Here is a 16,242-nt window from a genome sequence, read left to right on the forward strand (position 1 = left end):
TCTATGGATAAAAATTACTATTTTATACAGGTATTGTCTAGTATCACATCCTCCCTACGCTCGCGGCGGGGGGCAGGGCTGCTAATGGCTTTCATCCTACTGAGCCTGCGCACCCTCGGCCAGACCCCGGACAGCGCCTTGGTAGATGGCATGCGCAACATCTCGCTGGAAAATATCGACGTGGCACCGGCCGCCGTCGACACCAAAGGCTGGCTGCTGCTCGACAAGGATATTCAGACCGAGCTGGACGGCGCCGTTACCAACCTCTACAACTCCAAGCACGACCAAGCCGAGAAGCAGTTTCGCTCGTTGCGCCGCCGCTACCCGCAGCACCCGATGCCCTATTTCCTGATGGGGCTCAGCGCGTGGTGGAAGATCATGCCCAGCAACGCCACCAACCCGCTGCACGACAAGATTTTCTTTGCGTACATGGATACGGCCATCACCAAAGGCGAGCGGCTGTATGAGCTGGATAACAAGAACTACGAGGCCTGCTTTTTCCTGGCCGCCGCCTACGGCTTCGATGCGCGCCTGAACGCCGAGCGCCACAACCTGCGCAAGGCCACAGTCAGCAGCAAGCGCGCCCTCGACTATCTGGAGCGTAGCAAGGAAGCCAACGGCCTCAGCCCCGAGTTTCTGCTGGGCCAAGGCATGTTCAACTACTATGCCGCCTGGATTTCGGAAGAGCACCCCTGGCTGCGCCCGATTCTGCTGCTGTTTCCGAAAGGCAACCGCCAGCTGGGGCTGCAGCAGATCCGCAATGTGGCGGCCAACGGCTTCTATACCGGCCCCGAGGCCCGGTTTTTTCTGCTGAAAATTCTGAGCAGCGAGCGGGAAAACAACCCGGCCGCTGCGCTGCAGGTGGCGCGCCAACTCAATACCGCCTACCCCGACAACGGCTATTTCGAGCGGTGCTACGCCATGCTCAGCTTCAACAACGGCGAGTTCCGTAAGTGTGAGCAGATCAGTCTCGACATTCTGGACAAGCTCAACCGCGGTATGCCTGGCTATGAGGGCTTCGGCGGGCGCTACGCCACCTACTATCTGGGCTGGCTGAACCGCAACAAATACAAGAACAACTCCAAGGCCAAGGAGTATTTCCAGCGCTGCATCGTCTTTTCGGAAATAACCGACCAGATGGGCCCGGGCTATTACGTGCATGCCAACTACAACCTGGCCCGCATTGCCGACGAGGAGCACAACACCGCCGCCGCGCGCCGCTACTACCAGGTGGTAATGGACAAAGCCGAGCGCAAATCCGAAATCTATACCGAAGCGCGCGACTACCTGAAAAACCGCCGCAACATGAAAGCCGATTCCGGCACGCGCCAGAGCACCGAGTATTCGGCCGGCTTCAAGCGGCAGTCCAGCGCTAAACCGCAGGCGTCGCAAGAAGGCAAGGGCAAGTTCCGCCAGTAGCGCCGGGCACATTGCCTCAGCCTCGCGCCTTGCCTGGCTAACCCAGGCTGCGAGAGCCGCACCAGCCCCATTGTTTCAACAGCACCTGATACGACGAAGCACTGCCGAACCTTCACTCGCTCATAGGCGGCGGGCAAATAGTAGCAGCACCAGTACCGCCCACAAACAAAGAAGCCAGCCCCGAGGGGCTGGCTTCTTTGTTTACTGGAACAGCGTTCCGGTCTACATAGGCGTCACGGCTGAGCCGCTAGGCTCGGAAGTAGCGCCCGTGGAACCGGGGCGGTCGGCGTCGACGCCGGGCAGGTTCAGGTCGGGCAGGTCGTTGCTGAGGGGCACGCCGGGGTGCTCCTGCTTCCGCTCGCTCAGGGTTTCCGAGCGGTCGGTGCCGGCCATGTGGGCCTGGTAGTTGGTTTGCACGCCGTGCGGGCGTTTGCCCACGAGGCGCTCCAGGTCGTCCTGCAGCAGCACTTCCTTTTCCAGCAGCTCCTTGGCCACCACTTCCAGCTCGTGCCGGCGCTCGGTCAGCAGCTCCTTGGTGCGGATGTAGGCGTTTTCGATGATGGTACGCACTTCCTCGTCGATCATCTGCGAAGTAGCCTCCGAATACGGCTTCGAGAAACCGTACTCATTCTGCCCCTTCGAGTCGTAGAAGGAAATGTTGCCCAGCTTGGCATTCATGCCATACATCGTCACGATGCTGTAAGCCATCTTGGTGATGCGCTCCAGATCAGACAGGGCACCGGTGGAAATCTTGCCGAACACCAGCTCCTCGGCGGCACGGCCACCCAGGGTCATGCACATCTCGTCGGTGAGCTGCTCGGTGTTGTAGAGGAACTGCTCACGCGGCAGATACTGCGCGTAGCCCAGCGCCGCCACCCCACGGGGTACGATGCTCACTTTCACCAACGGATCGGCGTGCTCCAGGAACCAGCCGGCAATGGCGTGGCCGGCTTCGTGATAGGCCACAATCCGCTTTTCGTCGGGGCTGATGATCTTGTTTTTCTTCTCCAAGCCCCCAATGACGCGGTCAACGGCGTCGGTGAAATCCTGCATGGTTACCATCTTCTTGTCGCGGCGGGCGGCAATGAGGGCGGCTTCGTTGCAGACGTTGGCAATTTCGGCGCCGGCAAAACCGGGCGTCATGGCCGCCAGCTTACGGGCCTCTACGTCGGTGCCGAGCGTAATCGGCTTCAGGTGCACCTGAAAAATCTCAGTGCGGCCGTTGATGTCGGGCTTGTCGATGCTGATCTGGCGGTCGAAGCGGCCGGGACGCAGCAGGGCCGAGTCCAGCGTATCGGGACGGTTGGTGGCCGCCAGGATGATAACCCCGGAGTCGGTGCCGAAGCCGTCCATTTCCACCAGCAGCGAGTTGAGCGTGTTTTCGCGCTCGTCGTTGCCGCCGGGCACGTTGCCGCGGCTGCGGCTGCGGCCGATGGCGTCAATCTCATCAATAAAGATGATGCAGGGCGCCTTGGCTTTGGCCTGCTTGAACAGGTCCCGAACCCGGGCCGCGCCTACGCCTACGAACATCTCCACGAAGTCGGAGCCCGACAGCGAGAAGAACGGCACGTCGGCTTCGCCGGCTACAGCTTTGGCCAGCAGGGTTTTGCCGGTACCGGGAGGACCTACCAGCAGCGCGCCTTTCGGGATTTTGCCGCCGAGCACCGTGAATTTGCTGGGATTCTTAAGGAACTCCACAATCTCCTGCACTTCCTCTTTGGCTTCTTCCAGACCGGCCACGTCCTTGAACGTGATTTTCACCTTGTCGCCGCCGTCAAACAGCGCCGCGCGGCTCTTGCCAATGTTGAAGATCTGGCCGCCGGCCCCTGCCCCACCGCTCATGCGGCGCATCAGGAACCAGAAGCCCACGAACAGCAGAATGGTAAAGCCCCAAGTGGTAATCAGGTCGCCGTAGCCGGTGCGCGTATCGAAGCTCAGCCCGATACGCTTTTCCAGCGGCACGTTGGCCTGCAGCTTCTCGAAGTCCTCCTTGAAGGTTTTGCCGTCGACCACCTGGAAACCGAACTGCGGGCTGGTGTCGAGGGTGAGCGGGCCGCGGCGGCTGAGCAGCTGGTTGTAGCGGCCCGACTTGATGGCTTCGTTGCGCAGCGCCACCTCCACCATGCGGCGGTCGGTGAGCAGCTTCACGTCGCGCACGTCGCCGGCGGCGTACATCTGCTCGAATTTTTGCTGGTTGATTTCTACCGTGCTGCCGCTTTGGTTGAAAAACAACCAGGCGCACAGAAACAGCACCAACCCAGCCAGCAGCCACAGCTGCATCCCGGGTTTGGGAGCAGGCGTGGGCAGCATCGGCTTTTTCTTTTTGGGCGTGTTATCAGACATGAATAGAGGTTAGCTAAAGCACAAAACAAAGGCGGAACACCCCGCCCGAACGTTTGTTCCCGGAAGCAGACGCAGCCCGCCGGATTTTACCTTACCGGGTCGGCACCGTTTCTTCCTCCACGTACCGGATTTCGGCGTCGCCCCAGAGCTCTTCCAGCGCGTAGAACTGGCGCCGGTCGCGCAGGAACACGTGCACCACCACGTCTACGTAGTCGAGCAGCACCCACTCGCGGTTGGTGCGCCCTTCCGTCTGCCAGGGGCTCTGGCCGGTAAGTTTTTCCACTTCTTCTTCCACCGAGCGCGCAATGGCGTCGATTTGGGTATCTGAGGAAGCCGAGCAGATGATGAAATAATCTGCAACAGCGTTTTTAAGTTCTTTGAGATTGAGTACGACGACGTCGAGCGCCTTCTTCTCCTGCATGCCGCGCACGACTACATCTGCCAACTTGTCCGAATCCTGTCGAACCAGGGTACTTTTCATGGGGTATTATTAGGTTTGAACGTCACAAAGTACGAAAATCAAGTGGAGCCTCTTTCCCCGCATACTCTCTTCACGGGCCGCCAAGTGCATTGGTTGCCCGAATGTGCCTCTACAAACAGCGAAGCACAGCTTTTGCTTGGCGAAAACCGCGCCACCGACGGCTGCGTGGTAATTACCGACAAACAGACTGCCGGAAAAGGTCAGCGGGGCAACACCTGGGAGGCCCAGCCCGGCGAAAACCTGACGCTTTCGGTTATCTGGCGGCCGGCCTTCTTGGCGGCCCAGGACCAGTTCCTGCTCAGCCAGGCCGTGGCGCTGGGCGTGCACGACTGGGCCGGCACGCTGCTGGGCTTCGGGAATGCCCTGCGGGTGAAGTGGCCCAACGACCTGCTGTATGGTAACCAAAAGTTTGGCGGCATCCTGATAGAAAACACGCTCAACGGCACAATGATTCAGCATAGTGTGGTTGGGATTGGGCTGAACGTGAACCAGCAGGAGTTTGGGGTGCCCACGGCCACGTCGCTGGGGCTGCTGACCGGGCGCGCCTATGCCCTGGCACCGCTGGCCTCGCGGCTGCTGGAGTGCCTGGAGCGGCGCTACCTGCAGCTGCGGGCCGGCCGCATTGCCGCCCTGCGCTACGACTACCTGCACGTGCTGTACCGCTACCAAGAGCCCCATTCCTTTGAAGTGGGCGGCCAGCAAATCACCGGCGAGATTGTGGGCGTCGACGATGCCGGCCGGCTGGCGCTGCAGGTGCAAGACCAGCTCCGGCACTTCGACCTGAAAGAAATCCGGTATCTGCTCTGACAGTTCAGCAGGCCGGGGCGGCGGGGCGGCGAATGCCCGTATTTTATTGATCATCAGGCAACCCATCCGCGTATTTATCCGAGTAGTCAGGCAGGCGTTAAACCCAACGCAACCGTTTGCCTCCAATTGGCATCTGTGCTTCTGGAACGCGGCCGGCAATTAGGCATGGTGCTTGATTTACTGGCGGCAGCGCTGGCCCTGGCCTCCTGCCGCCCGGCCGCTTTTAAGTGTAAAAACCCTATATTTGGAATAGCCCGCTTGCGGGTGCCGTTCCCTGACTTTCACGAATCATGAAAATATCTACGCGTTTTTTTGGAATGGTGAGCTTGCTGCTGGCCTCACTCACGGGCTACGCGGCCACGGTGGTGGTGCAGGTGGGTGGCGCCGACGGCTCCAACGTCTTCTCGCCCCAGAACGTCACTATCCGCCCCGGCGACCAGGTGCGCTGGGAGTGGGTATCGGGCTTCCATCCTTCGGTGGCCGATGACGGCGTGTCGTTTGCCGCTTTCAATGTATCGGCCAATGCGCCGGCTACGCGCGGGCCGTTCACGGCGCTGGGCACCATCACCTACCACTGCCAGCCGCACGCCTTCCAGGCAACGCCGGGCGGACCGTGGCAGGGCATGATAGGCAGCATCACCGTCAGCAATGCGCCGCTGGCCACGCTCGACTCGAAAGCGGCCGGCGTGGGCCTCAGCCTCTACCCCAACCCCAGCAAGGGGATGGTGATGCTGACCGTAAACCAGAAACCCGGCGCCGAGTACAAGCTGCGCCTGAGTAACATCATCGGGCGGGAAGTGCGCACATTCACGCTACGCCCCGAGGCGGCCACCAACGGCATGCCCCTGAACCTCTCCGACCTGCCCGCCGGTATGTACGTGTACAGCCTGCTGCTGCACGACAAGGTGGTGGCCACCAAGCGGCTGGTACTGCAGAACTAACCTGATTCCTTTTGTTCCTTTCCGAAGAAAGCGGCCGACTGCTCCGGCCGCTTTTTTTTGTGCGCCTTGCATGCCAGCCGGGCTTTTGGGCGTTTGGGCGGGTGCGGCGCGGCCGGATTAATTCTCTACTTTTGGCATTCTCTACTTTCTGCATCACTTTAATCCCATCGGGTCACGCCCGGCGGACGGGGCTTGCCCCGCCCTACCCCAAGACGTATGCGCTCCTACAAAAGCCTGAATGACGTAGTGGGCTGGCTGGTTTTTGCCATTGCCACCCTCACCTATCTGCTCACGCTCGAACCCACGGCCTCGTTCTGGGACTGTGGCGAGTTCATTGCCTGCTCCTACAAGCTGCTGGTGCCGCACCCTCCCGGGGCGCCCACCTTCCTGCTGCTGGGCCGCATCTTCTCGCTGTTCTCCTTCGGCGACGTCACGAAGGTGTCGGTGCTGGTGAATGCGCTGTCGGCGCTGAGCAGCTCGTTTACGGTGCTGTTTCTGTTCTGGAGCATCACCATGCTGGCTAAGAAGCTGGTGCTGCACCGCCCGGTAGCGGGCCACACGGTGCCCGGCACGCCCGAGCCCACCCAGGGCCAGACCCTGCTGATTCTGGGCGCCGGCGTGGTAGGAGCACTCAGCTTCGCCTTCTCCGACTCGTTCTGGTTTAATGCCGTGGAAGGCGAGGTGTACGCCATGTCGTCGTTGTGCACGGCGGCGGTGGTGTGGATCATGCTGAAGTGGGAAAACCGCGCCCACGAGGCCGATTCCGACAAGTGGCTGATTCTGATTGCCTACGTTATCGGCCTCAGCATCGGGGTCCATCTGCTGAACCTGCTGGCAGTGCCGGCGCTGGCCTTCATCTACTACTACCGCCGCACCCAGAACCCTACCACTATGGGCGGCATGATTACGCTGGTGGTAAGCCTCGTGATTGTGGGCCTTATTCTGGCCGGCATCATCCCGGGCCTGCCCACGCTGGCCGGCAGCTTCGAGGTGTTCTTCGTGAACTCTGCCGGCCTGCCCTTCAACTCGGGCATCATCATTTTCCTGGTGCTGTTCATCGGGTTGCTATGGTTTGGCTTCCGCTATTCGTTCAGCAAAAAAAGCCGCCTCGTCAACACGGCTATGCTGAGTCTGGTGTTTATCCTGATTGGCTACACCAGCTACCTCATCATCCCGATCCGCAGCAGCTACCACCCCACCATCAACGAAAACAACCCCGAGGACGTGCTCAGCTTCGTGAGCTACCTCAAGCGGGAGCAGTACGGCGACCGGCCCCTGCTCTACGGCCCACAGTTCAACGCCCGCCCCATCCGCTACGAAGACGGCGCCCCGCGCTACGTGCGCGAAGGCGACAAGTACGTGGTGGCCGAGAAGCGCCAGAACATCGTGTACGACGATGCCGACAAGATGCTGCTGCCGCGCATCTACAGCCCCCAGCCCGAGCACCTCTACAACTACCAGAAATGGGTGGACGTGCGCGAAGGCGTGAAGCCGACCATGGGCCAGAACCTCTCGTTCCTGTTCCGCTACCAGATGGGCCACCAGTTCTGGCGCTACTTCCTCTGGAACTATGTGGGCCGCGAAAGCGACATTCAGCAGTCGGGCGGCCTGTGGCCGTGGAACGCCGGCAAAGCCGGCCTGCCGGAGCGCGTGGCTGAAAGCCCGGCCCGCAACAATTTCTTCGCCATTCCGCTGATTCTGGGCCTGATTGGCCTGTTTTTCCATGCCCGCCGTGATTCGCGCAACGCCTTCATTGTGGGCCTGCTATTCGTGTTCACGGGCCTGGCCATTGTGGTCTACCTCAACCAGCCGCCCATCGAGCCTCGCGAGCGGGACTACACCTTCACGGGGGCTACCTATGCCTTCGCCATCTGGATTGGCCTGAGCGTGCTGGGCATTGCCGAGTTGCTGCGCAAAGTGCTGCAGGCTGATACCGCCCGCGCCATTGCCGCCAGCGCCATCGGCTTGCTGGCTCCAGCCATTCTGGTGGCGCAGGGCTGGAACGACCACGACCGTTCGGACCGCTACAACTCCGTGGATTCGGCCAAAAACCTGCTGAACTCGCTGCAGCCGAATGCCATTGTATTCACCAACGGCGACAATGATACCTTCCCGCTCTGGTACGCCCAGGAGGTGGAAGGCGTGCGCACCGACGTGCGCGTGGCCGTACTCAGCTACCTCAACACCGACTGGTACATAGAGCAGATGCGCCGCCGCGCCTACGAGTCGCAGCCGCTGCCGATTTCCATGCCCGCCGACCGCTACAAGCAAGGCACCAACGACTACCTGCCCTACGCTGAAAACCCGGCCGTGCAGGAAGTGAACCTCAAGCAGTTTGTGGATTTGGTGAAGCAAAACAGCGACCTGCTAAAGGTATCCTACGGCGAAGGCCAGCCGTCGATGATGTCGTTCCCGACCCGCAAGTTCTACCTCGACGTGGACACGGCGGCGGTGGAAAAGCTGGGTCTGATTCCGGCCGACCGCCGCAAGCAGCTCGTGAGCCGCATGGAGTGGGACATGGGCAAAGGCGCCATCGAGAAGAAAAACCTGGTGATTCTGGACATGCTGGCCACCAACAACTGGAAGCGCCCCATCTACTTCTCCAGCACCGTGGCCGGCTCCGATTTCATGAACCTGCAGCCGTACTTCCAGCTCGAAGGCATGGCCTACCGCGTGCTGCCGCTCAAAGACCCCAACTACGAGCCCCGCTCGTCGGACGAGGGCTATGTGGAGAAAAACATCATGTTTGAAAACATGATGAAGAAGTTTGCCTTCCGCAACCTCAACAAGCCCGGCATCTTCTACGACGAAAACAACCTGCGCTTCCCGGCCAACTACCGCGACAAGTTCGCGCGCCTGGCCAACGCCTACCTCGCCGCCGGCGACAAAGTGAAAGCCAAGCAGGTGCTCGACAAAGCCTTCGAGGCAATGCCCGACGAAACGATTCCCTACGACTACTACTCGCCGCAGTTTGTGCCAGCCCTGGTGACTGTGGGCGACCAGGCTCGCGCCCAGGACATCATGGACAAGATGACCGGCCGCGCCCAGGTGGCCCTGGCATACTACCAGACCCACAACCCGGCCCTGTTCGACATCGAGAGCCAGACTTATCTGCTGGGTTTGCAGAGCGTGTACCGCGCCGCCGAGCAGGTAGGCGACCAGGCCCGCGCCACCAAGGCGCTGGAGCTGCTGCAGCAGTATTATCCGCGTCAGTAGCAGCGCCGAAGCACCCCAATTCGCAAAAACGCCAGCCCCGCAGGGCTGGCGTTTTTCGTTTCGGCACGGCATTCGCTGCCCGGGTATTGGTTTATAGTCCCATCTTGCTGTTATTCCCTATCCTATGTCTGTGCGCCTTTTCATTCGTTTGCTTCTGCTCTGCTGTGGCCTGCTGCTGGCCCCGCTCACCCAGGCCCAGCGCCGCGACTTTTCCGGCCAGTACCGCCCCAGCCGGCAGCTGCTGGCCGATTCGCGCCGTGAAGGCGACAGCCTGCGCATCTATCTGCTTTTTTCGGATGCCAATGTCCTGCGGCAGGGCCAGCCGCTGCGCGTGATGTCCTGGGCTTCTTATGATGCCAAACGCCCGCTCTGGGCCGATACGGTGCGGCACCTGGCCCGCCGCATCCGGCCCGACGGAAAGGCCGCCCGCCTGGAATTCTGCCTGCCCCTGACCCAGCTGCAGGCCGGTACGGTGCTCAGCATAGCCAGCGGCCCCGCCGCCGAAGCCTCATCCGGCGATGCGGCCTGGCTCCTACTCACGCCGGCCCGGCTGGCGCGTCCCTTCATGCTCACCGACAGCCTAGGCCAGCCCTTGCTGCGAGCCATGGTGCGCGCCAACGAGCCGTTTGTTGTGGACCGCTACGGCCCCGACCAGCCCGTGAGCCTACGCCGCTACGCCAGCCCATTCGTGGCCGCCCTGCCGCCCCACGCCGACCCCACCCGGCAGTCGGCCGCCCCGCCCCGGCTGCCGGTGCTGGATTCTTTGTTTGCCCGCGCCGGCGCGGCGTTGGCCCTGCCGGAGCCCGGCCTCTACACGCTGCGGCTGCCCGGCGAGCCCAGCACGCTGGGTTTGCTGGTCACGGATAGCAACTACCCCAACCTGACTTCCGCCGACGCGCTCATTCAGCCCCTGATTTACTTAACGACCTCCACGGAACGGGCAAAACTGTACGCGGCCCCCAACCCCAAGCGGGCCGTCGACGAGTTCTGGCTGGCTGCCGCGGCCGGCCAGCAGACGCTGGCCCGGCAGGCCATTCGCACCTATTACGGCCGGGCCGCCGTAGCCAACGAGCTGTTTGCCGCCCACAAAGCCGGCTGGATGACCGACCGGGGCATGCTCTATATGGTGCTGGGCGCCCCCGATGCCGTGTACCGCACCGCCCAGGAGGAGCGCTGGGTTTACCACGGTTCCGACGACGGCTCCTCCGCCACGTATACGTTCCGGCCCAAACCGAGTACCTTTGCACCCGAACACTATGAACTGGTGCGCCATCCCGAGCAAGAACGTCTCTGGTATGCCGCCGTGGAGCAATGGAGAAAAGCAACGACGACCGCCCCCGGCCGCTAAAACCGCGCCGCACATTCTTTGACTCGGAAAACCGCCCTGTGCCGCGCACCCCGCGCCGCGACTTCGGCGACGACTCGCCCGGTGGCTACCGCCGCCCCGACGCCCGGCCCGAAGGCCGCGACGACAACCGCCCCGCCAGCCGGCCCGATAACCGGGGCGGCCAGCGCTTCGACGGCCCCCGCGGCAACGCCAGCCGCCCCTCCGGCGGCGGCGAAAAACCCTTCTACTCGCACCGCCCGGCTGCCGACCACAACATCGACATGCTCTTCGGTCTGCGCCCCATCCTGGAAGCGCTGCACGCCGGCCGCACGCTGGAAAAGATTTTCCTGCTGCGGGGCACCAAGAACAGCATCACCCAGGAAATCAACGACCTGGCCCGTGAGCGGGGCACACCCGTTTCGATGGTGCCCACCGAAAAGCTCGACGGCCTCACCCGCAAAAACCACCAGGGCGCGGTAGCCTTCGTGTCGCCTATCGACTACATGCCGCTGGACAGCATCTTGGCCGGCCTGTATGAGGAAGGCAAAGTGCCGTTCCTGCTGATTCTGGACCGGGTGACCGACGTGCGTAACTTCGGCGCCATTGCCCGCAACGCCGAGTGTATGGGCGTGCACGCCATTGTGGTGCCCGCCCGCGGCGCTGCCCAGATCAACGGGGACGCCGTGAAAACCTCGGCTGGTGCCCTGAACCTGATTCCGGTGTGCCGCGAAGCTAATCTGCGCGACAGCCTCAACTTCCTGCGCCAGTCCGGCGTGCAGATTGTGGCCTGCACCGAGAAATCCGACGCCAGCCTGGAGGCCGCCACCGTCGACATGACCGGCCCCGTGGCCGTGCTCATGGGCAGCGAGGAAGACGGCATCAGCCCCGAGTACCTGCAGCTCGCCGACCACCGCCTCCGCATCCCCATGACCGGCCAGATTGGCTCGCTCAACGTGTCGGTAGCCAGCGGCATCATGCTGTTCGAAGTGCTGCGTCAGCGCCTCACCTCAGGTAAATAACCCGCATCCACGAAGAAGCCGGCCCGTTCCCTCAGTCGAGGGAACGGGCCGGCTTCTTCGTGGATGCTCCAGACTAATTGTACCCTAAGCCCTTCTTAGCCTTCACGTCGGCCACAAAATCCTTCACGCGCTGTTCTTCCGTACGCTTGCAGATCAGCAGCACGTTGTCATACTCCGCGATGATGTAACCATCCAGCCCCTGCACCACCACCAGGCGCTCGGCCGGGGTCTTAATGACGCACTCCCGGGTATCGTAGAGCAGGGCGTCGCCGTCCACTACGTTGTTGTCGGCGTCGTGGTGGCCCATGCGGTGCAGCGAGTCCCAGGTACCCAGGTCGCTCCAGCCGAAGTCGGCGGGCAGCACGTACACGTTGTCGGCCTTTTCCATCACCCCGTAGTCGATGCTGATGTTGCGGCAGCGGGTGTAGGCAGCGGCAATGAATTCGCTTTCCGCCGGAGTTCCCAGCTGTCCGATTCCTTCATCAAACACCTCCGCAATGTCGCCCAGGTACTGGTGGAAGGCATGGATAATAGCATCGGCCCGCCACACAAACAGCCCCGAGTTCCAGAGAAAGTCGCCGCTGTTGAGGAACATCTGGGCCAGCTCCAGATTAGGTTTTTCGGTGAATGTCTTCACTTTTTTAAGCCCCGCGGGAATCCCGTCGGCGCCGCCCTCATCCAAATACTGAATATAGCCATAACCCGTGTCAGGCCGGGACGGCTGGATGCCGAGCGTTATCAGAATCTCGTTTTCCCGGGCCGCCTCAACTGCCTGGTTGATGATCCGCTGAAACTCCACCTCCCGCAGCACCGCATGGTCGGCGGGCGTCACAACGATTACCGCCTTGGGGTCGCGCTGCGCAATGCGGTAACTGGCGTAGGCAATGCATGGTGCCGTATTCCGGCCGATGGGCTCACCCAAGATCTGGTCGGCGGGCAGCTCGGGCAGATGCTGATGCACCAGCTCCATGTAATCTTTATTCGTGACGACGAAAACGTTTTCGGGCGGGCAGATTCCCTGAAAACGCTCCACCGTGAGCTGCAGCATGGAGCGGCCCACGCCCATCACGTCGTGGAACTGCTTGGGCAAATGGGTGCGGCTGAAAGGCCAGAAGCGGCTGCCAATGCCGCCGGCCATCACTACGAGATAGGTATTTGGTTTCATAGGGTTCAGAGGCGGTGTGGAATGTAGACGGAACTCTTCGTTGGCAGGTGCCAATATCTGCTTTTACTGGCAGAAAAGGCCAGATAGGTAGCAGCTCCACCTATGGTGGTTACCGGAAGGCCGCTACACCAACCCTTCCCGCAGCAGATCGTGCAGGTGGATGAAGCCACTGAAACGGCCCTGCTCCGTCACGATGAGTTGGGTGATGTTGCGCTGCTGCATGCGGGCCAGGGCCTCCACCGCAAAATCGTCGATGTCCACGCTCATGGGCTGGGGCGTGAGAATGTCGCGGGCGCGCACGTCTTCCAGGCGGCCGGCGAAGGTGCTGAGCATGCGGCGCAGGTCGCCGTCGGTGATGATGCCTTGCAGCTGGCCGGCGGCGTCGAGCACGGCGGTGGCGCCGAGACGCTTGCCGGATATCTCCAGGATGATGTCCTTGAGCAGGGCGTCGTCCTGCACCTGGGGCTGCTGGTTCTGGCGGCTCAGGTCCCCTACTTTCAGGTAGAGTTGCTTGCCGAGCGTGCCGCCGGGGTGCAGGCGGGCAAAATCCTGGCGCGAGAAGTCGCGGCTTTCCAGCAGGCACACGGCCAGCGCGTCGCCCAGGGCCAGAGCGGCGGTGGTGCTGGTGGTGGGCGCCAGGTTGTGGGGGCAGGCCTCGCGTGTTACGGGGGCATGCAGCACGTAGGTGGCCTGCTGCGCCAAGTAGGAATCAGCATTGCTGACGAGCGCCGCAAGCGGCACGCCTTTGCGCTTGAGCAGCGGCACCAGCACTTTTATTTCGGGCGTGTCGCCGCTCTTGCTGATGGCCACCACAAAGTCGTCGGGCTGGATCATGCCCAGGTCGCCGTGGATGGCGTCGGCGGCGTGCATAAATAGCGCCGGGGTGCCCGTAGAGTTGAGCGTGGCCACTATTTTCCCGGCAATGTGGGCGCTCTTGCCAATGCCGGTTACCACCACCCGTCCTCGCAAAGACAAAATCGCCTCTACGCATAGTGCAAAATCCGGCGTCAGGGCAATGGCGTCGGCTACCCCTTGGATGGCTTCTGCTTCCTGCAGAAGCACTTTTTTTGCGATGGAATGAAGCTCGTTCTGTGCTTTCAATCTAAATTTGATTAGGTATTGCGTGTTGAGGTCTACCGGCGAAACAAGGTTTTGTCTTTTTACCCGCTACCCATTACCGAATACTTCAAAAACACTTAGATTGAGATAGGCAACCCGCGCTACGCGTCGAAGTCCTGTCTGAATTTCCCAACCGAGTAAGTGAGGATGCCGATGCCAGCCGTGAATACCGCAGTCAGTTCAACACCTGATTTGAAGGGCAAATTAAAGGAAGTTTTTGGGTACGGGCAGTTCCGTGGTACGCAGGAAGCCATTATCCAGAACGTCATCGAGGGCCACAACACCTTCGTAATTATGCCCACCGGCGCCGGCAAGAGCCTTTGCTATCAGCTGCCCGCGCTGGTGCTGCCCGGCACGGCCATTGTTATTTCGCCCCTGATTGCCCTGATGAAAAACCAGGTCGATCAGCTCAACGCCTTCGGCGTGAATGCCCAGTTTCTGAACTCCACGCTCACCAAGGCGGAGATGAACCGGGTGAAGAAGGACGTTATCAGCGGCGAGGTGAAGCTGCTGTACGTGGCGCCCGAAAGCCTCACCAAAGACGAAACCATCGAGTTTCTGCAGAAAGCCACCATCAGCTTCGTAGCCATTGATGAGGCCCACTGCATCTCGGAGTGGGGCCACGACTTCCGACCCGAGTACCGCCGCATCCGGGGCATCATCGACAACATCGGGCAGGTGCCCATCATTGCCCTCACGGCCACGGCCACGCCCAAAGTGCAGCTGGACATCCAGAAAAACCTGCAGATGGACGACGCCTCGGTGTTCAAGACCAGCTTCAACCGCACCAACCTCTACTACGAGGTGCGGCCCAAGCACAACACCAAGAAGCAGCTGATTCAGTACGTGAAGCAGCGCAAGGGCCTGGCCGGCATCATCTATTGCTTGAGCCGCAAGAAAGTAGAAGAAATTGCCGAGCTGCTAAAGGTCAACGACGTGCGGGCCCTGCCCTACCACGCCGGCCTCGACCCGCACGTACGCATGGCCAACCAGGACGCCTTCCTCAACGAAGACGCCGACGTCATTGTGGCTACCATTGCCTTCGGCATGGGCATCGACAAGCCCGATGTGCGCTTCGTGATTCACTACGACACGCCCAAGAGCATCGAGGGTTACTACCAGGAAACCGGCCGCGGCGGCCGCGACGGCCTCGACGGCGACTGCCTGATGTTCTACAGCTACGACGACATCGTGAAGCTGGAGAAGTTCAACAAGGACAAGCCCGTGACGGAGCGCGACAACAGCAAGCTGCTGCTCCAGGAAATGGCCAACTACGCCGACTCGGCCGTGTGCCGCCGCAAGCAGCTGCTGCACTACTTCGGCGAAACCTACCCGACCGACTGCGGCTTCTGCGACAACTGCAAGCACCCCAAGGAGCGGTTTGAGGCCAAGGATGAAGTAGCAATGGCCCTGAAGGCCGTGGTGCAGACTGAGCAGCGCTTCGGCCTCGACCACATCGGTACCGTATTGATGGGCATGAACAATGCGCACGTGGAGAGCTACGGCCACAACGGCCTGCCGATCTACGGCCAGGGCAAGCACAAAGACGCGCAGTTCTGGCACTCGCTGCTGCGCCAGTGCTTGATTTTCGGTTTATTGGAGAAGGATATTGAAAGCTTTGGCGTTGTAAAAATCACCGACAAGGGTATGGAATTCATCGACAATCCCCATTCGATCAAGCTCACCAAAGACCACGACTACGACGAGGAGGTAAAGGAGGAGCTGGAGCAGGAAGAGGTGCAGCAGGCCGCCGGCCACGACGAAACGCTGTTCCAGATGCTCAAGGACCTGCGCAAGAAGATGGCCAAGGAGAAAAACCTGCCGCCGTACGTGCTCTTCCAGGATCCAAGCCTGAAGGAAATGGCCACCACCTTCCCGCTCAAGATGGACGACCTCGCCCACGTGGGCGGCGTCGGGCAGGGTAAGGCCACCAAGTTCGGCACGCCGTTCCTGGCTTTGATCAAGAAGTACGTCGACGACAACGACATCGAAACCGCCACCGATGTGGTGGTGAAGTCGGCCGTCAACAAGTCGAAAATCAAGATCTACATCATTCAGCAGATCGACAAGAAGATGGACTTGGAGGAAATTGCGTCCTCGAAGGGCATCGATATGCGCGAGCTGATGGAGGAAATCGAGCACATCTGCTACTCCGGCACCAAGCTCAACCTCGACTACTACATCGACGGCGTGCTGGACGAAGACCGCCAGGAGGAAATCTACGACTACTTTATGTCGGCCAGCACCGACAACATTGCCGTGGCCCTCAAGGAGCTCGGCACCGACGAATACACCGAGGAAGACCTGCGCCTGATGCGCATCAAGTTTCTGAGCGAGGTGGCGAACTAAATCACGGATTTTTTCGAATTAGACGGATTGATCGGATTTTGTGGATGACGCTGGTC

Annotated in this window: 11 protein-coding genes; 7 read left to right on the plus strand and 4 right to left on the minus strand. The window is 61.0% G+C overall.

Translation table 11 applies throughout. The annotated features are described in order from the left end of the window. Nucleotides 1-84 precede the first annotated feature (84 nt). Complete coding sequence (locus O9Z63_RS13215) at nucleotides 85-1,419, plus strand: tetratricopeptide repeat protein (protein ID WP_270125729.1); 1,335 nt, start codon at nucleotides 85-87, stop codon at nucleotides 1,417-1,419. 222 nt (nucleotides 1,420-1,641) lie between these two features. On the opposite strand, the gene ftsH is transcribed toward O9Z63_RS13215, so the two are convergent. Beyond that, entirely contained in the window at nucleotides 1,642-3,762 is a 2,121-nt protein-coding gene (gene ftsH / locus O9Z63_RS13220) for an ATP-dependent zinc metalloprotease FtsH (RefSeq protein WP_270125730.1), read from the minus strand. 91 nt (nucleotides 3,763-3,853) lie between these two features. After that, nucleotides 3,854-4,243, minus strand: coding sequence for a ribosome silencing factor (gene rsfS, locus O9Z63_RS13225; RefSeq protein WP_270125731.1), 390 nt, complete (start codon nucleotides 4,241-4,243; stop codon nucleotides 3,854-3,856). Between the two features lie 84 nt (nucleotides 4,244-4,327). On the opposite strand from rsfS, the gene O9Z63_RS13230 reads away from it, so the two are divergent. The 5 genes from O9Z63_RS13230 to rlmB all read left to right on the plus strand — a co-directional run bounded on the left by O9Z63_RS13230 (nucleotide 4,328) and on the right by rlmB (nucleotide 11,553). Further along, nucleotides 4,328-5,050 carry a biotin--[acetyl-CoA-carboxylase] ligase gene (locus O9Z63_RS13230; RefSeq protein ID WP_333490314.1) on the plus strand — a complete coding sequence of 241 codons (723 nt, stop codon included), beginning with the start codon at nucleotides 4,328-4,330 and terminating at the stop codon, nucleotides 5,048-5,050. Nucleotides 5,051-5,340: 290 nt separating this feature from the next. Continuing rightward, a complete protein-coding gene (locus O9Z63_RS13235) occupies nucleotides 5,341-5,991 on the plus strand; it encodes a T9SS type A sorting domain-containing protein (RefSeq protein ID WP_270125733.1) in 651 nt (216 codons plus the stop codon). Nucleotides 5,992-6,207: 216 nt separating this feature from the next. Further along, nucleotides 6,208-9,207, plus strand: a complete 3,000-nt coding sequence (locus O9Z63_RS13240; RefSeq protein WP_270125734.1) for a protein O-mannosyl-transferase family — start codon at nucleotides 6,208-6,210, stop codon at nucleotides 9,205-9,207. 124 nt (nucleotides 9,208-9,331) lie between these two features. After that, nucleotides 9,332-10,555 (plus strand): GWxTD domain-containing protein, encoded by a 1,224-nt coding sequence (locus O9Z63_RS13245; RefSeq protein WP_270125736.1) that lies wholly within the window; start codon nucleotides 9,332-9,334, stop codon nucleotides 10,553-10,555. After that, entirely contained in the window at nucleotides 10,519-11,553 is a 1,035-nt protein-coding gene (rlmB, locus tag O9Z63_RS13250; RefSeq protein ID WP_270125738.1) for a 23S rRNA (guanosine(2251)-2'-O)-methyltransferase RlmB, read from the plus strand. Before O9Z63_RS13245 ends, rlmB begins: the two co-directional genes overlap by 37 nt. 73 nt (nucleotides 11,554-11,626) lie before the next feature. Here rlmB and O9Z63_RS13255 read toward each other — a convergent pair whose 3' ends face one another. Beyond that, a complete protein-coding gene (locus O9Z63_RS13255; RefSeq protein ID WP_270125740.1) occupies nucleotides 11,627-12,718 on the minus strand; it encodes a mannose-1-phosphate guanylyltransferase in 1,092 nt (363 codons plus the stop codon). Nucleotides 12,719-12,841: 123 nt separating this feature from the next. After that, nucleotides 12,842-13,819 (minus strand): KpsF/GutQ family sugar-phosphate isomerase, encoded by a 978-nt coding sequence (locus O9Z63_RS13260; protein ID WP_408613546.1) that lies wholly within the window; start codon nucleotides 13,817-13,819, stop codon nucleotides 12,842-12,844. Between the two features lie 171 nt (nucleotides 13,820-13,990). On the opposite strand from O9Z63_RS13260, the gene recQ reads away from it, so the two are divergent. Further along, nucleotides 13,991-16,186: a DNA helicase RecQ gene (gene recQ / locus O9Z63_RS13265; protein ID WP_044016281.1), complete on the plus strand. Its 2,196-nt coding sequence runs from the start codon at nucleotides 13,991-13,993 to the stop codon at nucleotides 16,184-16,186. Nucleotides 16,187-16,242 lie beyond the last annotated feature (56 nt).

The sequence above is a fragment of the Hymenobacter yonginensis genome, from assembly GCF_027625995.1.
GTDB lineage: Bacteria > Bacteroidota > Bacteroidia > Cytophagales > Hymenobacteraceae > Hymenobacter > Hymenobacter yonginensis.